Raw genomic sequence first — 20133 nt, forward strand, 5'->3', positions numbered from 1 at the left:
GTTTAATGAACGGAATCTATGGCAAGAAAGCCGCGTTTTGAGGCACCTAAGCCCGGTGTGGCTTATCAATTGCGGGCGTTCTTTGCTGGCCGAATGCAAATACTGCACCGGTCTCCGACTAACGCTTATGTTCTCAATGTCTCATTTCTCACGGGTGACCGGGACTTCAGTTTAGATGACAGAAATTAAATTTCGGCGGAGCGTGCGGTTCAAATACAGGGGTGTTTTTGATGAACTGTGGGCGGAACTTGCGGCCTAGCTGCTTCTTCCGCCGCCGGTTCTCGGAATCCAAAGCACGCAGCTTCTCGTCAGACAGTTCCATGCCGCCAAACTTCGATTTGTATTTGTAGAAGGTGCTCTGGCTGATCCCAAAGCGCTAGTAAACATTCCCGTATTCTCGCAAGCTTCCTGTTGCTTTATCATCTGAATGATCAGTTCGCGGGTGAATCTCACTTTCACTTGTCCGTCCTTTAGTTGACCAGACTCTACGCAAAACAGGAGAAGATTTGCGGGCTCAGGTCATGTCCTGAAGAAACACAAAAGTCTTGATCTGAACAAATCCCGGCGGCAGCATTGACCTGCGTTGTTCGAAAAATGGGGATACCGTTTGCAAGGCCTTCTTAGTTTCTTCCCATGTAGAGTCTCGGGTTGCTTGCGATGATACATTCCTCACCTGAACTGCTGGCAGTTTCCAGGCGTTGGTACGAGATTCTCAGAACCAAAAAGAATACTGAGGAATTGCGGAACTTTCTGTCGAAAGCAGAAGAACTTCGGTTCGTTGGAACCGGCGAAGGCGAGTATTGGAGCGGCCAAGCCGTTCGTGATGGGGTTAGCGGCTTTTTCGCGGAAATCCCGGCACCGGTCGTTTTCGAAGAAATTGAAGCGGAAGCCTTCGAAAACGGAGAAACGGGATGGTCATCCTTTGTCCATAAGATTCAGTTTGTCGGCTTTGATGAAGCCGTCTTCTATCGCACCGTCCTGATTTTTGTCCTGGAGGGAGCGGCCTGGAAGATCATCAATCGCCACGCTTCAGTGCCCACTCCGAATATTGAACTTGTGGGTAAGGAACAGCTGGCCATCCAAAAACTGATTGATGCCGCACGCGATGAAGGGCCCGAGCTGACCCAAACTGAAGGTCTAGCTTCGGTACTTTTCACTGATGTGGAGGGCAGTACGGCATTGGCAGAGGCGTTGGGTGATCAGCGTTGGTCGGTGCTGATCGAAAACCATTTCCGGGTTTTGTCGGCGATCATTGAAAAGCATCATGGCCAGTTCGTAAAATCCCTTGGAGACGGAACGTTGTCTGTCTTTCCGTCTGCGAAAGAAGCATTAGCGGCTGCCATCAAAATTCAGAAGGCCATTGCGTCGGTATCCGAAGAGCCGTTTTTCGGTATTCGTATTGGAATTCACACTGGTGATGTCGTGCAATCACGTGGAGATTTTTTCGGTACCGTGGTCAACAAGGCGTCACGCATTACAACGGCTGGTGTGGCAGGTGAAATACTCGTTTCAGATGTGACCCGCGCCATGGTTGCCGGACAGACCGGTTTTTCGTTTTCCGGCCTAGAACCCAGACTGCTCAAAGGTCTACGTGGCCACCACGTACTATATCGGCTACAGTGGAATAATTGAGCGTTGACTTTAACTTAACCCGACAAGTCGAATAGCGCCCTCGCGGATCAGTTGGGTACAAAGCACTGTGTTGCACAGTACAGAAAATCGCTAAAATACTCCGGTGGATTGCGGCTATCGCCCTATTGTCACGTGTGCAGTATGCAACAAGATCAGCATACAATTTCTCGCGTGCCGGATGGTTCGGTTGGGTCAGTGTCACGTCCTTGCAAAGACGAGATGTGCTGTAGATGCTTCTGTCACTCGTCCACAACACGAAACTCACCGGAAGGCGCGTCAGTAGGTGGTTCTTCGAACTCATTGGAAATCAGACCGCGACGGATGAGTTCTCGAATGGCGGCCGCTCTGGATGGTAGTCTGTTCTCGAACCGCCAATCATCGATGGCCTTAAGCTCTTCGAGGTCGAGCATTAGTTGCAGTTTTTCAGTGCGCTTTGGTGGTCGATTTTGATCAGACACTGGCATGACCTCAGTAGCTTACGTCAGTTACTCCAAGCATGTATGGCAATGGGCCTGTGTGTCTACATCAATGTTGGCATGTTGGGCTGGATACCCATGATCATGAAGCGCCCCATTATGTGTTGGATACATATAATAAGTATATGATTTTAATTGAAATTTTTCATCTTCTCCCTAGTTTCTACTCTGTAAGAAACGAAATGGAGTGAAAATGATACAGCAAGTTTTAAAGTCTGAAGTTCAGGAAGAAACGAACGATACAGGCATCGACAAAAATGCGTGGATCGCCAACGCGGTGACAGAAATACTGGCCGATACAATGATCCTGATGGTGAAAACGCAAGGCACACATTGGAACGTCGTCGGCCCGCTTTTCCTGCCGATTCATGAGCTGACAGAGCGTCAGTATCGTGACCTGTTTGAGGCCGCTGATGAATTGGCCGAGCGCGTGCGCGCGTTGGGTCAGGTGGCACCGATTTCGTTCACTGACATGGTTAGCCAGGCAAAGTTGACCGAAGAAGAAACGGTCAAAGACGCAGAAGGTATGATCAAGCAGTTGGTTGCAGACCATGAAGCGATCGCCCGAAACCTGCGTGAGACTGCCGCGACCGCCGCCCGTTATGGCGATGGGGCTACAGAGGATCTGATGAACGCCAGGATGGCCAAGCATGAAGAAGCAGTCTGGATGCTCAAGGCGATTGTTGCGGCCTAGTGGGCGGCTCCCGTCGATCTGAACCACCGTTTGAGAAGAAAGGAAAACTCATGACACGTGTTGGGTACGAGAAAAAGGCGCAGCTGCAACTGGATAGTTGGAATGCCCAGATTGATGTTCTTGAAGCCAAGCTGAAAGTGGCGGAAGCGGATGCCAAGATCGAGCTCGAGGAACAACTCAGCAAGCTCTACAAGGTAAGGTCTGACGCAGAAGCTCAGCTGAAAGAGTTGAAGTCGACCAGCGACGAGGCCTGGGAAGACGTCAAAGAGGGCTACGAGGCTGCATGGAATGACATGCAGAGTGCTTTGAAAAAAGCGGCCGACCGGTTCGCGTAAAGCAGAGTTCGTTTAGAAAGCGCGTGTTGTGAATGGGGACTGGAATGCAAACACCCAGAGAATTAGTGAGATATTTTCGCGGGTTCCTAACCATCCCTGCCGCCATAAGTCTTTCAGGTCTTGTGGTGGCTGGGATTGTCTTCAAGACCGAGCAAGCGCTTGTGAAGTGGGGTTGGTCCGCGTCCGATTGGCTCAGCGTTTCGAATCGCACTGCGAGCGATGTACTGAGCGCAATCTCGGCAGCATCCATGTCCGCATTGGTCATGGTCTATTCCATTGTTCTTCTGGTCTACACCTTGGCAGCTGGATCTATTGGCCCCAGGCTCTTGCAACGCTTTGGCGAAGACAGGGTAAATCAGATTGCAGTTGGTTCACTTGGAGCAACGTTTTTATACAGCTTGATGATCTTGTGGTTGGTACGCGATGACACATCAGTGAACCTAGCCGTGGTGGTTGGCATAATCTATTCGATCGTCTCAGTTCTATTGCTGCTGCTCTTCGTCCATACAGTATCGACGCGCGTAACCATTGATCAGGAGGCGGCGCGGATTTCTGAAGCCTTGGATGGTCAAGTGAGCACCGCGATCGAAAACAGTGCAGATATTCCATCTTCAGAGGCAATCCCCGAGGAGGGAGACAAGCGCCCGGTCCCGGCTTCGGGAACTGGTTATGTGAACTCGATCAACACCGAAGAACTGGTGCGTGCGGCCAAACAAGCAGGAGCAGTCGTCTTTTTTGATGTGCAGCCTGGTGACTTTATGGTTCCATCAGACATTTTGGCCAGTGTTCATGGTGATTGTAATGAGAGCCTCAATGATCTGGTGCAGGCGGCAGCTCCGTTGATCCCCGCGCGAGACCCTAACGGAGATATCCGTTTTTCTGTCCATCTTCTCGTTGAAATCGCACTTCGGGCATTATCGCCGGGTGTCAACGACACGTTCACCGCAATTGTCTGCATCGACCGTCTATCGGCCTCTCTGGCCCGTGCGTGGTCGTCCAAGCTCTGCACGGGTGTGTATCGAGATGACGACGGAGCCGTGCGGGTGGTTTACCCATCCATCACGGCAGAGTCGTTGTTTCACGACTCGATGCCAGCTCTAAGACGCGCCGCTCGGGGCAATGGCCTCGTGACGGCCGCCTTTATTCGAGCTTTGGTGCGCATTGCTGAAGCGGCTCCAGAAAAGGAAGCGCGGGCTGTTGTAGATGAACTATCCGCAGTCAGAGATGAGACCCGAGAAAGCGACATGCTGGAGCGCGATATTGATAAGTTTTGTGGTCAAATCGAAACCGCAATGCGAAGGCTTAGTTAAACATCCCATACACTTGTAGTCCCGTTCTGCCGGGGAGAAGTGCTTGGGCCTTCCGCAGTGTTATCGAGACGTACTTGAGTGCCGGGCTTGCCTTCAAGTTAAAAAAAGACGGCAAGCAGATGATGAAAGCAGACAGCAGGGAATGATCGCATAAAGCCCAAAACGGGCGGGCACTGAATTCAAGTAGAATTGACTTTCCCAGCTTTCAGATAAAAGGGTTGTGAGTTTCCTTCTTTAACTCGAAGTACCCCAATTCATGCCAAGGTGGGAGGAGTTGCCATGAAAACAACGGTTGTGACTGGCGCCGCGGGAGGGATGGGGAAGTCCATCTGCCGCCAATTGCGGGCAGATGGGGTCCACGTCGTTGGACTGGACCTTAATGAAGGGGGTCTGGACGAACTGGCAACAGAATTGGGCCCAGATTTCACGCCGATCTCCGTTGACCTAACGGATTCCATGGCTATCGCTCAGACGTTTGATGGCATTAAGTCAGCGCACGGCGGTCTGGATGCTTTGGTAAACAACGCGGGCACCTGCTTCATGTCCGACTTCCCGCACATTCCGCCCGAGGAACTCGAAAAACAGATGGCAATCAACTTTAACTCTGCGTTCCATTGTTGCCAGCAGGCGGTTCAGTTGATGTTGGAACGCGAAGGCATCAAAAAGATTGTGAATATCTCTTCGAACGGAGCTTACAATTTCGATGTTTTCGACCCTCCGCACTACCGGGCGTCAAAGGCTGCTATGGATACCCTTACGAAAGACCTTGCCCGTCGATACGCAAACGAAAAAATCTGTGTGAATTCACTGGCACCTGCCATGACCGAGACATCCTTGTTCAATGTCTTGACTGAGGAAGTCTTGGAGAAAGCCGTTAATGCCATGCCGCATGGTCGCGCGATGCTACCCGAGCAAATCGCCTCTTGGGTCAGTTTTCTCATTTCGCCGGCCGGTGATGTTTCCAGCGGGAACGTGATTATTCTGAATCAAGGGCGCGACGTCAGATAACTGGCAGGCGCGACATCACTTTTCGGGAAAAGTGAGCCACAGGTTGGGATCAACGGTAGACTTCTGGTGCTTTCTTCAGAACGGGCCACTGCTTTGGGCAATGCCCATAGATTACAAAGGCATCTCGCTCGGATGCTAGACGCATCAACCTGTCTGCGCTGGCAATTGCGGCATCTTCGTCCCACGAGCCTGCAAACTTCTCGTCGATTTCTGCCGGTCGGGATATTGCATCACTCGTTAATAAAATTGCACCCGAAGGAAGATCTACCATCACGGCGATCTGACCTGGCGCATGACCGGGTGAGGCCAAAACGAAGATGCCCGGTCCAATCTCTACGTCGTCATCAATAACCAGGTAATCCTGCTCGGGCCATTCCATCGGCCGCATATCGCCCCAATACAATGGGCGAGGCAAGGCTCGCTCCGCGGAAGAGATAAGAATTGGACTGCTTGGAAAGTCGCCCAATGCGCCGATATGGTCGATATGAGTGTGCGTACAAATCTGCAATGTGATGTCCGACGGAGTCAGTCCGAGTTTTGCCAGTTGTGCGCGTGGCAGATTGTCTGGTTCACACTTCAGGACCTCGCCGAACTCGTCCAATCGATCTTCTTTGACTGCGGCGTCGGTATCGGTCGCGTATTTTTCAGGAAACCCAGTGTCGATGAGTATTGCTTCTCCTAAGTCCGTCCGGACCAGAAACCCGCAGATCCCAATAATGCGGCCGGTGGAATGGACCTTGAACAGCCCGTAGTCCAGAACTGCCAAGTCACTCGGTCGCCCTTTGACAAATCCTTCTGCTTGCACAGACTCTCTCCCTGATTGACTACAAGGATTTTGAGTACAGCATGAAAGTCAAGATACACACACTTTTTCAGTACCTGCTGGATACCACCGAAGCGGATCCAGAAGCTTTCGTTGGGTTTTCCTTGTCAGAGTCGCCGCGTTTGGGTGAGTTCATGGATGCGTTGGACCCAGCAGTGCCGCTGGATTGGAACCAAAAAAGCTTTCGGGGCCTGCCTGCTTTACGACGACATGTCTTGGACCGCGCAGGCTTGTCTGATGTTTGCAAACCAGACGATGTTCTGATCACCGCAGGCGCTGCGGAAGCCAATTATCTTGCATTCATGCAATTGGTCCAACCGGGCGACGAAGTCGTAACAGAACGCCCAGGCTGGCCGCAAGTGGGCGTCTTGGCAGAGGCTGTTGGCGCGACTCTCAAAGTTGTAGACCGAGAAGAGAGCGCTGGTTGGTTATTGCCGCTGGACGAAGTTGAAGCCGCAGTAACAGCGCGCACGCGGCTCATCTTTGTCACCAACCCCAATAACCCAACCGGCCGCCTGATGACCCGGGCAGAGCTGGAAAGGCTTGTACAAATTGCAGACCGTGTCGGCGCATGGCTGGTTGTTGATGAAGTTTACGCAGGATTGGAATGGGACGGGTCCCGTGCCCCTTCGATTGCCGGTTTGTATCCGAGAGGTATCACGACGGGCAGCGTGTCCAAAGCATTGGGGCTCCAGGGGCTGCGCACCGGCTGGATGATTTGCCGTGATCCCGATCTGATTTGGGATGCCATAATTCTGCGGGAAAACTCCAGCGAGATTATGAATATACTCGGCGAAGTCATTGCCGAAATCGCTTTGAGGCCTGACCGATACAATCAGTCAATGAAAACTGCGCGGGCAGCTGGGATGAAAACACTGGAACGCCTTGATCGGTTTGTTGCCGAACAACCCCGCCTCGATTGGGTCAAACCTCAGGCTGGATTGATTGGTTTGGCACGGCTTGACGGGATTGATGGCGATGTTTTCGCCAAACGCTTGCTCGCCGATCCGTATCGGACATTTCTTTTACCGGGTTCGTCTTACGGGATGCAGAACCACGTCCGACTAGGCGTCGGAGGAGGTGCTGCTGCCAATCTCGACCTTGGCCTAGAGCGCATGGGTGAACTGTTGGCGAACTGGCAGACTTAGGACATTCATTTTGACGGTTCGGGCTGCAAAGTCGGTCTAACAGTGCAGCCCGATCAAAGCTGACACTAAGCCCAATTGTGGTTCAAGTTCGCCTACCTTGTGTTGAAAGTTCTTTCGCTAGAATAACGCTGTCGGCGCGCTATCTCGACGAAGGAACAGCCTAATACACAACCCGGTTCCACAATGACAGCTTTGACAATTGAAGACGTGCAAGACTATCCGCGGCCACCTGCGCTGCGGGAGGTGCCCCATAACGTGCGGATAGAGTTTGGCGGTCGAACAATCGTAGAAACCGATCAGGCGTTTCAGGTACTCGAGACCCACCACGCCCCAACGTACTACATCCCACCGCATGACATTGATGCCGTTCTGACAAAAACCTCGGTCAGGTCATACTGCGAATGGAAGGGCGTTGCGAGTTACTGGGACGTTCAGAGCGGGGCGGCCAAGGCCACAAAAGCCGCATGGAGTTACGAGGAACCAACCACCAGGTTTGAACAGATAAAGGGCTATGTCGCCTTTTACGCCGGGCTTATGGACGGTTGTTTCGTTGGCAAGCATCGCGTGATCCCGCAACCCGGGGACTTTTATGGAGGTTGGGTCACCGAGAATTTGAAAGGTCGCATCAAAGGCTCTCCGGGCACGGAATTTTGGTGAGGATGGATGACGGACCCTAAATCCTCAACAACCTCTTTGGCAGTTCCTACAAGCCGTTTGGTCCGTGTTGCCGGTTTAAGCAGCATGACGGCAGGCATTGTAGGAAACGTGGCAGTGCGCGCCCTTCGAGAGATCGGTCGCGGTGCGCGACCCGATATGCGTGGTTTGTTGATGACCCCAAGTAACGTGACACGGATCGCGGATCAGCTTTCGCGCATGCGAGGGGCAGCGATGAAGGTGGGTCAGCTGATTTCGATGGATGCAGGCGAGGTCTTGCCACCTGAGCTGGCTGACATCATGGCACGTTTGCGGGATCAGGCGCATTTCATGCCACCGAAGCAATTGCGTGACGTCCTGAATCGAAACTGGGGTACAGATTGGCGCAAATCCTTCAAAACGTTCAATGTAAGGCCCATTGCGGCGGCGAGTATCGGGCAAGTACATCGTGCAACTTTGAAAGACGGGCGCGATGTGGCGATCAAAGTGCAATATCCCGGTATCGCTCGCAGTATCGACAGCGATATTGCCAATGTGGCCGCGTTGGTTCGAATGTCCGGTCTACTTCCCAAAAGCTTTGATCTGGGGCCGTATATCCAAGAGGCGCGCAGTCAATTACATGAAGAAACGGATTATGAACGCGAGGGGCGGCACATGCGCCACTTTGCTGACCTCTTGCAGGGTGATGAAGCCTTCGAAATTCCGGAGTTCTTTCCGGATTGGAGCACTCCCGAAGTTCTAACGATGTCCTTTCTGGAAGGTCGCCCTATCGAGACCGTGATTGATGCGACCAGAGAGGAACGCAATCGAGTCTCAGAAGCCTTGGTCGATCTCACGCTGCGCGAGGTTTTCGAGTTCGGTATCATGCAAAGCGATCCAAATTTTGCCAATTACCGATACAACCCGTCAAATGGGAAGATCAGCCTCTTGGATTTTGGCGCGGCCCGAGTCCTGCAACCATTGGCAATTGATGGGTATATGCATCTGCTGCGTGCAGGCCTGCGGGAAGATGACGAAGAGCTTCGTAACGCTGCCATCCAATTGAAGCTTGTTGAAGGTGATGGCCCGTTCGACGACCGGATCCACGGAATGATCCGCAGTGTTTTCGACGCTATTCTATCCGCGAATGAATTTGATTTTTCTGACCGAACGCTCTCTAACCACCTGAAAAAGGAAGGCATGGCCTTGGCCCGGGCCGGGTATATCCCGCCCCCAATGCCAATGGATATTCTTTATCTTCAGCGAAAGATTGGGGGGATGTTCTTATTGGCCACGCGATTGAGTGCCTCGCTGCCTGTAAAGACGCTTCTTGCAAAGTATGTCGTCTGAACGACCACCATCCTCCCTAACCCAGCAAACCGAGCAATAGCAGAACCCGCGGCACCGATATGCGTGACCAACCCAAAACAAAGCGCGAGTATAATGCGAGTGTTGCCAAGTGCGGGTTCGAGCCCCCGTTTTACGAGCCAAACCAGTCCTTGAAAACGACCATCGTCCAGATTGATCATGTCGACGAACCTGTCCCGTTAGCCGACTTCGCTCCGACCCAAGACGCGATCCTCGAAAGCATCGGTCTTAGTGGCAGGAAGCACCGGTATGCAAGCTCTAGCAAAGGCGTTATCCCCGGCAAGCTTGCCGCCCGTGCCAGCCAATGCCATTTGGGTAAAGTGCCCCAGAGTTCCGTAAACGCGCGTGCACCGGATACTAGTTGTCCATCTGGTCGACGCACAGTGAAACGATCCATAGCTTCTTGCCGCGTTAGATCTTCATCAATTCGAACATTGGATTTGGAAACGTCGACAAACCTCAGGCGTTCAGCGCCCTCGCAGGAGGCATAGTGTTCGATCTCAACGGAGCAAAGCGGGCAAGATCCGTCGTAATAAACCGTAGCAAACGAATGATGGGTTGCGGCGTCATCAGATGTGAGCGCAACCTCAGCTTTGTCCGTTTTGTCCATTTTGTTTGACCTCGTCTTGCGGGCTTCATCCGTCCCGTTGCAAGACTTAGCGCAGATACCGAAGAAACGAGGGTTCAGCAGTGACATAAAGATGCGTTATGAGGCCGCAACTTGTGATGATGCTAGCAAAATTTTAGCGATTGCGTCGCCTGAATAGCAGGCGTGCGGGCAATTTTGTTGAATAAGGTGAGGGGCTTGTAGGTACCTCGCTGTTTTTCGAAAGGCACTGAAAAGTTGCCCTACCAGAAGATGACTACTGCAATCTCACAAGCTCAGCCTCACAAGCTCAGCGGTTGGCGCAGCTCATGATCCACGGGGCTTGATACCGCATAAGTCAAGCTTCTGCTTTCGATGCGCAAACAGGATGGTCCCGTTTGAATACCTCCCTCTTGCGTTTACAGAGCTTTCGGGGTGGATGCTCTGAGGTCCGTTGCAAACCGTGCCTGGTAGCGTTCAAATCGACGGGCTGGTCTCTTTATCCTTTACTCAGAAATCAGACATTCAAATAAGACAGAGATGGGCTAACCCGCTCCTTTTTTGGTGGTTTAGGGCCCAGAGCGATCACTTGCCAATGTCACCTTTGTCGGGGTCTTTTTCTCTTGGCCACATGCCTTGGTTGGGTTCGCGAGCGCTTCCGACATTCATGTTCCGAAGGCCAATGGTTTCTCTGCAAAAAACCACGTCACAGCGGAACGCGAGGAAGACTGGAACATAGATCCATTTCTAGTGGCCATGCGTACAATCCTTGAAAACGGAGGTATCGTGCAGGTCGTCTGGTTCAAACGGGATTTACGGGTAAATGATCATCCGGCACTGGCGCAAGCGTCTGAGGTCGGGCCAGTTCTGCCACTCTATGTGGTTGAACCTGAGCTTTGGCAGCAACCTGACGCGTCAACACGGCAGTGGAACTTTGTTGCTGAGACAATCGCTGAGTTGCGTGATGACCTTGGGAAACTGGGACAACCACTCATTTTGCGCAAGGGACAAATTGTGGCGGTCCTTTCCGAGTTAAAAGATCGTGGTCTGATAGACGTACTTTGGTCACATGAAGAAACAGGAAACAATTGGACGTATCAGCGGGACCGTCAGGTTGCTGCATGGTGCAGGGACCACGGCGTGCGGTGGCACGAAGTACAAAACCATGGCGTTCTTCGCAGGCTCAGGTCTCGCGATGGCTGGGCGGAACGTTGGGACCGGTTTATGGCTTTGCCCGTTGCTTCACCAGTTGCGCTTAAGCATATCGACCTAGAACCAGGCTATATTCCCACGGGGCGCGACCTTGGCTTGCGGGATGATACATGTGTTGGTCGTCAAGCCGGTGGACGAGCTGTGGGTTTGGAACGTCTGAGCAGTTTTCTGACCCACCGTGGCAAAAGATACCAACGCGAAATGTCCAGCCCCTTGGAGGGGGCCGTTGCGTGTTCGCGGCTGTCGCCCTATCTGGCTTGGGGTGCGCTTTCGATGCGCGAGGTGTCGCAAGCTACTGAAAATCAGAGACGCCGGTTGCCGCCGCAGGCAAAGGATTGGCGTAAATCGCTTCGCTCGTTTTCGGGCCGTTTGCATTGGCATTGCCATTTTATTCAGAAACTTGAGGATGAACCCCGGATTGAATTTGAAAATCTGCATCGGCTCTACGATGGTCTTCGACCGAAAGCGCCAGATGCCCAGCTCTTGACCGCATGGTCCAACGGAGAAACGGGATATCCATTTCTGGACGCATGCATGCGGTCACTGCAGGCAACGGGCTGGCTTAACTTTCGGATGCGCGCAATGGTGATGGCCACTGCAAGTTATCATCTTTGGCTGGATTGGCGGGCCCCGGGTGAGCATTTGGCGCGCATGTTTACCGACTATGAGCCGGGCATTCACTGGAGTCAGGTGCAGATGCAATCAGGCACCACTGGCATCAATACCGTGCGCATCTATAATCCGGTTAAGCAGGGCTATGATCAGGATCCAGAAGGGTTGTTCATTCGGACATGGTTGCCGGAATTGTCCCAAATTGCGGATCAGCATATCCATGAACCCTGGAAAGCTCACAACGCGAAAGACATCCTTGGAACGCTTTATCCAGAGCGTGTTTTTGACCATCTAGCGGCAGCCAAGGCCGCGCGCGAGCGGGTTTGGGGAGTCCGCCGAAGTGCGGAGTTTCGTTCCGAAGCACACGCCATCGTGACAAAACACGCCAGCCGAAAGAATCGGCGGAATCCTCGCAAAGTCGCGCGGGCGTCTCAAAATCAAAAGCAACTCAGCCTGCCTCTGGAGGATCAGTGATGAAGATGCGCAAGAAAGCCGACTTACCCCAGAAGGTTTGCCCGGTCTGCCAGCGCCCGTTCACGTGGCGGAAGAAATGGGGAAACGTTTGGGATGAGGTGAAATACTGCTCAAAAAAATGCAGATCGGCTGCATGATCGAGATGTTTTCAGAACTTGATGAAGCGAAAGAGACGTTCGATTTCAAACCCACACGGACTAGCGGTCTTATAAGGCTGAAGCAGTTCGTGGGACGCACCGGGCGCCATTACGCAAGTGCGCGAAACTACGATTTTGGGACTGAGCGTCGCAGCAATGTTTCGGGTTTGTCACCTTGGCTGCGCCACCGTTTGATAACGGAGAAAGAAGTACTGGCAACGGTTTTAGCGTCGCATAATTTCAACGCGGCGGAGAAATTCGTGCAAGAAGTTTTTTGGCGCACGTACTTCAAGGGTTGGCTGGAACAAAGGCCCAGCGTCTGGTCACTGTATCAGCGGGATTTGCTGAGCGCTTGTGAGCGATTAAGGGATGATGAGGGCCTTAAGGCCCGTATCAATGATGCAGTGAACGGCAATACCGGCATCGACTGTTTCGACCATTGGGCGCGGGAACTGGTGGCGACAGGCTACCTTCATAACCATGCGCGCATGTGGTTTGCATCAATCTGGATTTTTTCACTTCGCTTACCCTGGCAGCTTGGTGCAGATTTCTTTTTGCGACATTTGCTGGATGGCGATCCCGCATCGAACACGCTGAGCTGGCGCTGGGTTGGCGGATTGCACACGAAAGGCAAAATTTACCTCGCGCGCCCTGACAATATTGCCAAATACACTGAAGGACGGTTTCAACCTAAAGGCCTTGCCAAATTTGCAGAACCGCTGACCGAGCCGGTAGATCACCCGCTCGTTCCCCTTTCAAGTCCGCACATGCACTCAGACAGCCCTTATCTGTTGCTGTTGACAGAGGATGATCTGTCAGCTCATCAATTGATGCCGACACCGCCCGTTGCCGCGATTGGACTTTTGGCGACGCGTGGTCGGTCTCCAAACCCGTTGGGAGACGTTGTACAGGATTTTGCCAAGGGCGCGATGAGCAGCGCTTTGGAACCCCACGGAAAACTCGGGCAATCGACCGAGGACTGGTGTGGTACGTTGATCGAGGCAGCACGGAATGCAGGTGTTACGACCATTGCAACAGCCTATGCGCCTGTCGGTCCCACTCGGTCACGGCTGGATCGTGCGGAACCTGTATTGAGAGACGCAGGCCTTTCTTTGAACAGGATAATGCGGCCGTACGACGCTTTAACATGGCCTCATGCGAAGGCCGGGTTCTTCGGCCTTCGAAAGAAGATCCCGTCGCTTCTACGCCAACTGAACTTGGCCACCCAACAAAGACCATAGCCCATGTCCACTGCCGCCCTTTTGCTTCCCAGCCAATTGTTTGACCAACACCCGGGCCTGGCCGCCCGGCCCGATACTGTTGTGCTTTTCGAAGACCCGCTGTTCTTTGGCGACGCGTATTATCCCGCCACGATGCACAAGCAAAAGCTTTGGCTGCACCGCGCCACAATGGCGCGCTATCGCGATGGCTTGGTCGCCAAGGGCTTTGATGCTGCGATCTGGCCCTTTGAGCGGCAGCCGGGTGCATGTCTGCGGCTTTTTCAGAACCTGCGTGATCGTGGTGTCAGCCGAGTGATCATGGCTGATCCAGTAGACTTCATTGCAGAAAGACGTTTTCGGGCAGCGGCTGGCAATACCGACATCACGCTCGATATCCAGCCATCCCCCGGCTTTCTGAATACGCGGGCCGACAATCTGGATTGGTCTGCCGGTCGAAAACGCTGGTTCATGGCAGAGTTCTACAAGGGCCAACGCCGCCGTTTGAACGTGTTGATGGACAGCGGCCAACCGGCCGGGGGACAATGGAGTTTTGACGAGGAAAACCGCAAAAAAGTGCCCAAGGCGCTGTTGGGCAGCCTGCCTTGGATCGACTGGCCTGCCCATGACGCAGTTGATGAAGCTGCAAAAGCGAGCGTTATCGCTGAATTTCCAGATGCATTGGGCGGCCTGGATACGCTATTTTATCCGACGTCACACAAAGCTGCATCCGACTGGCTGACGCAGTTTCTGGAACGGCGGTTCGAACACTTTGGCGACTATGAAGATGCCATTGTCGAGGGCGAAAACTGGCTGTGGCATGCCGTTCTTACGCCTGCTTTGAACATTGGCTTGTTGACGCCGAAGCAAGTTTTGGACGCTGCCCTGGCGCATGCTGATCGCAAGGGCATTCCCCTTAACTCGGTAGAAGGATTCATCCGCCAGATCATTGGCTGGCGCGAGTTTATGCGTGCTACCTATGAGAACCTTGGTGTGCAGATGCGCACTACAAACCATTGGGGCCATCACCGCCCTATGCCTCGTTCTTTCTACAACGGAACCACTGGTATTGATCCGCTGGACGACACGATCAAAAGGGTGCTCGAAACCGGGTATTGCCACCACATTGAACGCCTTATGGTACTGGGAGGATTTATGTTTCTGTGTGAGATTGATCCAGACCATGTCTATCGCTGGTTCATGGAAATGTTCGTCGACAGCTATGATTGGGTGATGGTTCCCAATGCCTACGCGATGAGCCAGCATGCCGATGGCGGGTTGATCACCACCAAACCGTATTTTTCCGGCTCAAACTACATTCGAAAAATGAGCCATTGGGGCAAAGGGCCCTGGGCAGATATCTGGGACGGGCTTTATTGGCGCTTTATCCTGAAACACACCGATAGACTTGCTGGCAATCCCCGTTGGGCGATGATGTGCCGTACGGCTGGGCGCATGTCGCCAGAGGTCAAAAACAAGCATGTCACGACGGCTGAAGACTTTTTGCGACGTATGACGTGAGCATGAAATTTACCCGCGCAGTGTCCTGCGCTGGATTAAGATCGCTTAATCCCAGCCACACTCTAACGGAGGTTCTGATTGAGGCGGACAAAGGCAGATGCGTACAAAGCAAGCTGAAATAACTTGCGGAAGCCATTGTGGCGGTGTGAGCTTCGTTTTCTAGCTATCAAAATTCGGGAATATCAAAAACATACAGTCGCGATTTCTCGGCAACATCTGTCAGGATGTAGAGAAGCCCATTGGGTTCATCCAGGGCGATCCCTTCTGGATGCTTTACAACCTTACGGTCGCCGTCTTTCATATAAGTTAGTTCTATTGTCTCTGCCGTTCTCTTCTCGGGATTGTACAAAAAGATCTGGCGCCCTTTGTCGCTCAGAATCCACAGTACACCTGAGGACGCAGACCAAGCCAATCCGCTTACATCCAGCTCGTCGTCATTTACGCGATCGGAAATAAAACCAGATTCGCGATCCAAGGGGGTGATTTCCTCAATCTCCGTCAGCTCTGGGGACAATACCAGCAACAACCGCGGTTTCCCTTCGATGACCACGAATACTCGCCCAGTGTCCGGATCGACTGTGATGCCCTCAGGCCCTTTGTTCAATGGATTGCCGACGAGCATTTCAGCTGCATCCGAATAACCCTTGAGAGTAGCAAGTGGAACCGTTGTCAGTTGAATGGGGTCGGTTGGGTGAACGACTAGAATTGACCGGTCAGTTTCCTGAAGCACCAAAACAGATCCATCTTTTCGCGAAGCGACACCCTCGAGGTCTGATCCCTTCAGTGATGGCAACTTGAAAGAGTTTCCCAATGCCCCGTCGATTCCAAGGAGATGCAGTTTAGGTTCGGCATCGCTGACAGACCACAAGAAGCCTTCTGCGCTGGAAAGCGACAGACCTGAAGGCTCTGAAAACCCTTCTGATTTGTCTGCGACCTTGAACCTATCGACCAGAACCAGATCAGCACTTTCGGCGCAGGCAAGACCAGCCCATGGCAGGAACGCCGCCGCCAATAATCCGGGCGCAAAAGCGAGCCGTCTAAGTATAAAGAAGCTCCGTGAAATTTCAGGTTTTGACGGAAACAGTTTGATTTCTGCCATTCAGTTTTCTCGCCCGTGGAACACATCCCTTTATCGCGTTCTTATCACAACTCAGATGCGATGTCGGAAGAATGCTCATTGAACTCTTTACCTGATCCCGCTTGTTGCGATTGAATTGAATGGGGCACGATGTGCCTGTGGTGAAGCCTAAGCCCTTGGCCTGAGCAGGAAGGAAGAAAAGCTGAATACGACATTCCCGTTTAAAACCGTGTTGTTGATGCTGCTGTTGCCAGGCGCTGCGGTGTCGCAAATCGATCCTGCAACGATGCTGGCCGGAGCTTCGGAATCAGAAATTCTGATCGAACGCCAATGGACTCAGTTTCGCGGCAAACAGGAACTGTATTTCTTTACTCTCGATGTGGTGGTCACGATCATTCTGGCTGGCTTGATCGTCTATCATCCGGTGAGACGCAAAGCCCGTAGAAGCATCGGCGACTTGGTCATGCCGAGGCTTTTCTTCCTTTATGCTCTTATTGGCATGGCTGTTGGATTCCTGGTGGTTCAGCACGGATCAATGATTGGTTTTGTCATATTTGGCATCGGAGCTTTGCTCAGGTTTCGCTCCAATCTGGATGATCCGGTAGACACCGTCGAAATGATAGTCGTAACTGTTCTTGGTCTTGCGGTCGGTTTGGGCTTGCCGCTGATGGCCACACTGGTGGCGGTTGTATGTTGGTGTTTCATTTGGCTTGGAGGGCGAAACAAGGGCGTGGAAATTTCGCTCAAAGCTTCAGACGAAGAACACTCATTGAACGTCAGCGGCGCCATTGAAGCCATGGCCGCAGACGCTGGCTGGAAGCTGGTCAGAAAACACCACGTCCCTGGCAAGTCTCGCGTTTCATTGCTTTTCATTACTTCGGGTGGACTTTCAGAAGCCCGGATCGAAGAGATGATAAACGATCTGGTCCCCGAAAAAGTTGAGTTGAAACTCAGCCTCTAGTTATTTCACAAGGTCCAATCGTTTCAACACCGCATTCGGGGATCTGATCTCTTTCGGGAGCGACTTGAAGTTTACCGACCTTTCGAAATCGGGCCCTCGATATACTGCTATCCCAAACTCTCCGTTCGGCTGGAACGTAACATGAGTGAAGCTGTGAGGTGATCTGACATTATCACCAATCAGCCGTCGTGGACCACCGCCCAAACAAGCTTGGGAAACATAAGCCACACCGTCTTTCCAGCCTGGGTAGAAGGCATGATGGTGGCCGGACAGATGCAGAACGACCCCGCTTTGCAGGTAGATTTTCTCAAGTGCCGGGTCACCGATGATTTCGCGTTCGCGCTGGATCGCGAAGGGCCAAAGCGGCAGGTGACTGAAAGTGACAATCGGGTTTCCATTCGCCCCCAGTTCCTCAAGTTGGTCCTGCTGATCGCCGGATAGCGGCCCAAGGGTCGTGGCATCCAAAGACGCAAACGTGACGCCTTGCATCTCAAACGCGTAGAAGAACGGATAGTCATCCGAAACCAGGAAATCGACGTCTGGTTTTCTCGGCGCCCATTCCTCGGCGTATATTTTTCTTTCACGTTCGAACCCGCGATAGGCAGAGGCATCATGGTTTCCCGGCGTGACCGCAAATGGAATTCCGGCAGCCTCAAGCGGGTCTGACACTGCCTTGTGAAACGCCTTCCACATCTCTCTGACCTGTTTGTCTGACAAGTTGGGAATGCGCTGACCCGCAACCATATCTCCGGTCGAAACCACCAGATCGGGATCAATCTCGATTATGCGCTCAATCGCCTTGTCGACGCGGGCATCGTATCTTACCGAACCATAGCTTCCATTCAGATCCGATATGACGATTACATCCAAAGCCGCCGCTTTGCAGGTGAGCAGAGCGGACCAAATCAACACCGCCGCGGTGACGGAGCGCTTACGGGTCATTACAGTCCACAGCCTTTACCTCGGTGTCGTTTTTCAAAAAGAATGCGACGGGGTCCAAGTCGAACATCAAAACACCTTTTGAACAATTGCTCTGGAGAATGGACGTTGCCAGCGCTGTATTTTTAACGGCTTGCGCAATCTGCCTATCTGACAGGCCAAAGCTTTGCGACAACCAGTCATAAATCGGGCCTTGCGTTTGAAGGTCGTTATTCAAAGCAAACAAGCGCTGGTAAGTGCTTGGAGAAAAGTGTCGCATTTTCTCCAGCATCTGAGTGGATTTCGCAAAGTTGGCATATTCGACACGCCCACCAGCATCGTTGTCGTTCAGATTGCTGCGACGGATCAATAATGCGTCGGCTGGAACATCTCCATCGTTTGGCTTATGGTGCTTGGCCTTCTTGTGCTTCAGGTCTCCGTCTTCGACCCAATACCAATAGGGTGTGAAGTCTATGTTTCCTACGCGGTCCTGCTGGCTAAAGATGAAGTCGAGCAGAACAATCTCGGTAAGTTCTTGCATCCAAAATGCCATCTGTTGGTCGCTGACATCGGGGCCGAGATCCTTGTTGATCTGCCGATCCTTTCGACCTTCCCTGACACCCTCTGCAATGGCCTCGGGCAAGGGTTTTGAAGACCGCAAGGCCAAGAAGGCGGGTGTTTCCTGAAAATCGCGGTTTTGGCCTTTGCCCCAACCGGATTTACGGGTGCCGTTGATTTCCGAGCCGTAGCGATGACCGGGGCTGTCAAGCAGGACACCGTATATCTGCGTTCGATCCGCGGTGAACAGATCATCGGTTGGCTGGTACGAGTTCGGATCGGCATCCGCAGCCAAGAATACCCGCCAACCTTCATGGTTCATGCGCCCGCCATGAGAGCCACCAGAAATCGCAAGGCCGGGCTCTGCGACCTCGGTGAGATGCGCCTGAGCGTCCATGCTACGCCAGACCGCCACCGGAACGTTCACCGTCGCGTCGAAATACCTGGAGAAATGGTAGTAGAGCAGCGAAGAGGTTGAAAACGTTCCGCTTGTACCCTTCTGGTTCATGGTGGATTTGAATTTAGCCACCCTGTCCTTTGCCAGATCTTTTGCCGCCTTCCCCTCTTTGCAAGCGTTTCTCTCGAATTCGGAACGGTTCCCGGCGTAGGGTCCTTCCGAAATATCGTAGACGCCCATTCCTGGGCTGGTGCTCCAGGTTTTTGGGCAAACAGCAATTTCGGAGGCATAGAAATCAATCTCGCAATAGGTTGTTTCTTCCTCAAGATCGCTTTTCTTATACTCGCCCGTTGGAACTTTTTCGATCCGAATACAGCGTTCAGTAACGCCGTTGGGACTATCAAATGTCGTGGCTTCACCCAGAACATCGTCGTTCGCACACAAGATGGTGGGTGCAATGAAAGCAAGAGACCCCAGAAGATGGAACTTCATTTGAATAGTCCTCCGGATATCATCTAGGGCAAATCGCAGCCCGTTGTTCGGCGGAAATCTTCAGATTGGAGTCGACACTGAAGTTGGAGAATTTTGAGTCAATCCACTTGTCGCATCCGCCTGAACATGGGGCACCGTTTCGGGCATCATTCCAATATTCCTTGGCCCTTTCTTCCGTCCAACCGCAAAACTGAACAAGCGCCATTGCCGACAGTGCGCCAGAGGAATGAACGCCCCACATGCAGTGTACCAGGACAGGGCCCTTTCCAGGGTTTTCAATTACTTCGTGTATGGATGCCATGACGGCACCGGGACGGGAGGATCTGGCGCTCTGATAGTCAAAGGATCCGTTCCCACAACTGGTGCGGCCGTACTGAGTGTTTTTGCCGAAGTCGGCATAAAATCCGGTTGAAAACCCTTTTTCGCACAAGGTTTCGCGTTGAACGTCACTCAGACCTGTTCGATCCTTGTCGCCGCCCTTGAAACCGGATCGATACAACACACCGCTTAAGACTGGGCGGAAGAAAGCGACGCCATCGACCC

General features: G+C 52.7%; 20 protein-coding genes and 1 pseudogene. 14 read left to right on the top strand and 7 right to left on the bottom strand.

Translation table 11 applies throughout. The features are described from left to right. Window positions 1-166: 166 nt before the first annotated feature. Window positions 167-367 carry a hypothetical protein gene (locus tag ACR0A2_RS16255; RefSeq protein WP_480836228.1) on the bottom strand — a complete coding sequence of 67 codons (201 nt, stop codon included), beginning with the start codon at window positions 365-367 and terminating at the stop codon, window positions 167-169. A gap of 290 nt (window positions 368-657) precedes the next feature. On the opposite strand from ACR0A2_RS16255, the gene ACR0A2_RS16260 reads away from it, so the two are divergent. Beyond that, window positions 658-1632, top strand: a complete 975-nt coding sequence (locus tag ACR0A2_RS16260; RefSeq protein WP_152456636.1) for an adenylate/guanylate cyclase domain-containing protein — start codon at window positions 658-660, stop codon at window positions 1630-1632. A 239-nt stretch (window positions 1633-1871) separates the two neighbouring features. Here ACR0A2_RS16260 and ACR0A2_RS16265 read toward each other — a convergent pair whose 3' ends face one another. After that, a complete protein-coding gene (locus ACR0A2_RS16265) occupies window positions 1872-2042 on the bottom strand; it encodes a hypothetical protein (RefSeq protein ID WP_170791963.1) in 171 nt (56 codons plus the stop codon). A gap of 259 nt (window positions 2043-2301) precedes the next feature. On the opposite strand from ACR0A2_RS16265, the gene ACR0A2_RS16270 reads away from it, so the two are divergent. From ACR0A2_RS16270 to ACR0A2_RS16285, 4 genes are all read left to right on the top strand, one after another. Further along, window positions 2302-2802: a Dps family protein gene (locus ACR0A2_RS16270; RefSeq protein ID WP_171171700.1), complete on the top strand. Its 501-nt coding sequence runs from the start codon at window positions 2302-2304 to the stop codon at window positions 2800-2802. A gap of 50 nt (window positions 2803-2852) precedes the next feature. After that, window positions 2853-3137 carry a sll1863 family stress response protein gene (locus tag ACR0A2_RS16275; protein WP_152456639.1) on the top strand — a complete coding sequence of 95 codons (285 nt, stop codon included), beginning with the start codon at window positions 2853-2855 and terminating at the stop codon, window positions 3135-3137. Window positions 3138-3181: 44 nt separating this feature from the next. Next, window positions 3182-4447 (top strand): DUF2254 domain-containing protein, encoded by a 1266-nt coding sequence (locus tag ACR0A2_RS16280; protein ID WP_480836113.1) that lies wholly within the window; start codon window positions 3182-3184, stop codon window positions 4445-4447. Window positions 4448-4726: 279 nt separating this feature from the next. Next, a complete protein-coding gene (locus ACR0A2_RS16285; protein ID WP_480836114.1) occupies window positions 4727-5455 on the top strand; it encodes an SDR family NAD(P)-dependent oxidoreductase in 729 nt (242 codons plus the stop codon). Window positions 5456-5504: 49 nt separating this feature from the next. Here ACR0A2_RS16285 and ACR0A2_RS16290 read toward each other — a convergent pair whose 3' ends face one another. Then, window positions 5505-6260, bottom strand: coding sequence for an N-acyl homoserine lactonase family protein (locus ACR0A2_RS16290; RefSeq protein WP_480836116.1), 756 nt, complete (start codon window positions 6258-6260; stop codon window positions 5505-5507). A gap of 41 nt (window positions 6261-6301) precedes the next feature. Here ACR0A2_RS16290 and ACR0A2_RS16295 point away from each other — a divergent pair, with 41 nt between their 5' ends. From ACR0A2_RS16295 to ACR0A2_RS16305, 3 genes are all read left to right on the top strand, one after another. Beyond that, window positions 6302-7426, top strand: a complete 1125-nt coding sequence (locus tag ACR0A2_RS16295) for a pyridoxal phosphate-dependent aminotransferase (protein WP_480836118.1) — start codon at window positions 6302-6304, stop codon at window positions 7424-7426. Window positions 7427-7609: 183 nt separating this feature from the next. Next, window positions 7610-8083, top strand: a complete 474-nt coding sequence (locus ACR0A2_RS16300) for a DUF427 domain-containing protein (RefSeq protein WP_171641851.1) — start codon at window positions 7610-7612, stop codon at window positions 8081-8083. A gap of 255 nt (window positions 8084-8338) precedes the next feature. After that, window positions 8339-9409 (top strand): ABC1 kinase family protein, encoded by a 1071-nt coding sequence (locus tag ACR0A2_RS16305; protein WP_480836120.1) that lies wholly within the window; start codon window positions 8339-8341, stop codon window positions 9407-9409. Window positions 9410-9584: 175 nt separating this feature from the next. On the opposite strand, the gene ACR0A2_RS16310 is transcribed toward ACR0A2_RS16305, so the two are convergent. Then, window positions 9585-10124, bottom strand: a complete 540-nt coding sequence (locus ACR0A2_RS16310) for a thiol-disulfide oxidoreductase DCC family protein (protein ID WP_480836122.1) — start codon at window positions 10122-10124, stop codon at window positions 9585-9587. 645 nt (window positions 10125-10769) lie between these two features. Between ACR0A2_RS16310 and ACR0A2_RS16315 the strand changes: the two are divergent. The 5 genes and pseudogenes from ACR0A2_RS16315 to ACR0A2_RS16335 form a co-directional block, all read left to right on the top strand. After that, window positions 10770-11126, top strand: a pseudogene (locus tag ACR0A2_RS16315) (deoxyribodipyrimidine photo-lyase); the annotation flags it as partial. Between the two features lie 372 nt (window positions 11127-11498). Next, window positions 11499-12311, top strand: a complete 813-nt coding sequence (locus tag ACR0A2_RS16320; protein ID WP_480836230.1) for an FAD-binding domain-containing protein — start codon at window positions 11499-11501, stop codon at window positions 12309-12311. Window positions 12312-12316: 5 nt separating this feature from the next. Then, a complete protein-coding gene (locus ACR0A2_RS16325; protein ID WP_371419754.1) occupies window positions 12317-12448 on the top strand; it encodes a DUF2256 domain-containing protein in 132 nt (43 codons plus the stop codon). Next, window positions 12445-13689 (top strand): FAD-binding domain-containing protein, encoded by a 1245-nt coding sequence (locus tag ACR0A2_RS16330; RefSeq protein WP_480836124.1) that lies wholly within the window; start codon window positions 12445-12447, stop codon window positions 13687-13689. The genes ACR0A2_RS16325 and ACR0A2_RS16330 overlap by 4 nt, the downstream gene beginning before the upstream one ends. Before the next feature lie 3 nt (window positions 13690-13692). Further along, window positions 13693-15186, top strand: coding sequence for a cryptochrome/photolyase family protein (locus ACR0A2_RS16335; RefSeq protein ID WP_480836126.1), 1494 nt, complete (start codon window positions 13693-13695; stop codon window positions 15184-15186). 166 nt (window positions 15187-15352) lie between these two features. Here ACR0A2_RS16335 and ACR0A2_RS16340 read toward each other — a convergent pair whose 3' ends face one another. After that, entirely contained in the window at window positions 15353-16285 is a 933-nt protein-coding gene (locus tag ACR0A2_RS16340; RefSeq protein WP_480836128.1) for an SdiA-regulated domain-containing protein, read from the bottom strand. A gap of 217 nt (window positions 16286-16502) precedes the next feature. On the opposite strand from ACR0A2_RS16340, the gene ACR0A2_RS16345 reads away from it, so the two are divergent. After that, a complete protein-coding gene (locus ACR0A2_RS16345; RefSeq protein WP_480836130.1) occupies window positions 16503-17225 on the top strand; it encodes a DUF4956 domain-containing protein in 723 nt (240 codons plus the stop codon). Here ACR0A2_RS16345 and ACR0A2_RS16350 read toward each other — a convergent pair whose 3' ends face one another. Beyond that, window positions 17226-18167 (bottom strand): metallophosphoesterase family protein, encoded by a 942-nt coding sequence (locus tag ACR0A2_RS16350; RefSeq protein WP_480836132.1) that lies wholly within the window; start codon window positions 18165-18167, stop codon window positions 17226-17228. After that, window positions 18157-19590, bottom strand: coding sequence for a hypothetical protein (locus ACR0A2_RS16355; RefSeq protein ID WP_480836134.1), 1434 nt, complete (start codon window positions 19588-19590; stop codon window positions 18157-18159). The genes ACR0A2_RS16350 and ACR0A2_RS16355 overlap by 11 nt, the downstream gene beginning before the upstream one ends. Window positions 19591-20133: the final 543 nt, after the last annotated feature.

Source organism: Ruegeria sp. H8 (genome assembly GCF_056532905.1).

What these genes read in the sequence shown, in the direction of transcription:
- ACR0A2_RS16260 (WP_152456636.1), top strand. Translation starts at nt 658, where the DNA reads ATGATACATTCCTCACCTGAACTGCTGGCAGTTTCCAGGCGTTGGTAC.
- ACR0A2_RS16265 (WP_170791963.1), bottom strand. Translation starts at nt 2,042, where the DNA reads ATGCTCGACCTCGAAGAGCTTAAGGCCATCGATGATTGGCGGTTCGAG.
- ACR0A2_RS16270 (WP_171171700.1), top strand. Translation starts at nt 2,302, where the DNA reads ATGATACAGCAAGTTTTAAAGTCTGAAGTTCAGGAAGAAACGAACGAT.
- ACR0A2_RS16275 (WP_152456639.1), top strand. Translation starts at nt 2,853, where the DNA reads ATGACACGTGTTGGGTACGAGAAAAAGGCGCAGCTGCAACTGGATAGT.
- ACR0A2_RS16280 (WP_480836113.1), top strand. Translation starts at nt 3,182, where the DNA reads ATGCAAACACCCAGAGAATTAGTGAGATATTTTCGCGGGTTCCTAACC.
- ACR0A2_RS16285 (WP_480836114.1), top strand. Translation starts at nt 4,727, where the DNA reads ATGAAAACAACGGTTGTGACTGGCGCCGCGGGAGGGATGGGGAAGTCC.
- ACR0A2_RS16295 (WP_480836118.1), top strand. Translation starts at nt 6,302, where the DNA reads ATGAAAGTCAAGATACACACACTTTTTCAGTACCTGCTGGATACCACC.
- ACR0A2_RS16300 (WP_171641851.1), top strand. Translation starts at nt 7,610, where the DNA reads ATGACAGCTTTGACAATTGAAGACGTGCAAGACTATCCGCGGCCACCT.
- ACR0A2_RS16305 (WP_480836120.1), top strand. Translation starts at nt 8,339, where the DNA reads ATGGATGCAGGCGAGGTCTTGCCACCTGAGCTGGCTGACATCATGGCA.
- ACR0A2_RS16310 (WP_480836122.1), bottom strand. Translation starts at nt 10,124, where the DNA reads ATGTCACTGCTGAACCCTCGTTTCTTCGGTATCTGCGCTAAGTCTTGC.
- ACR0A2_RS16320 (WP_480836230.1), top strand. Translation starts at nt 11,499, where the DNA reads ATGCGCGAGGTGTCGCAAGCTACTGAAAATCAGAGACGCCGGTTGCCG.
- ACR0A2_RS16325 (WP_371419754.1), top strand. Translation starts at nt 12,317, where the DNA reads ATGCGCAAGAAAGCCGACTTACCCCAGAAGGTTTGCCCGGTCTGCCAG.
- ACR0A2_RS16330 (WP_480836124.1), top strand. Translation starts at nt 12,445, where the DNA reads ATGATCGAGATGTTTTCAGAACTTGATGAAGCGAAAGAGACGTTCGAT.
- ACR0A2_RS16335 (WP_480836126.1), top strand. Translation starts at nt 13,693, where the DNA reads ATGTCCACTGCCGCCCTTTTGCTTCCCAGCCAATTGTTTGACCAACAC.
- ACR0A2_RS16340 (WP_480836128.1), bottom strand. Translation starts at nt 16,285, where the DNA reads ATGGCAGAAATCAAACTGTTTCCGTCAAAACCTGAAATTTCACGGAGC.
- ACR0A2_RS16345 (WP_480836130.1), top strand. Translation starts at nt 16,503, where the DNA reads ATGCTGCTGTTGCCAGGCGCTGCGGTGTCGCAAATCGATCCTGCAACG.
- ACR0A2_RS16350 (WP_480836132.1), bottom strand. Translation starts at nt 18,167, where the DNA reads ATGACCCGTAAGCGCTCCGTCACCGCGGCGGTGTTGATTTGGTCCGCT.
- ACR0A2_RS16355 (WP_480836134.1), bottom strand. Translation starts at nt 19,590, where the DNA reads ATGAAGTTCCATCTTCTGGGGTCTCTTGCTTTCATTGCACCCACCATC.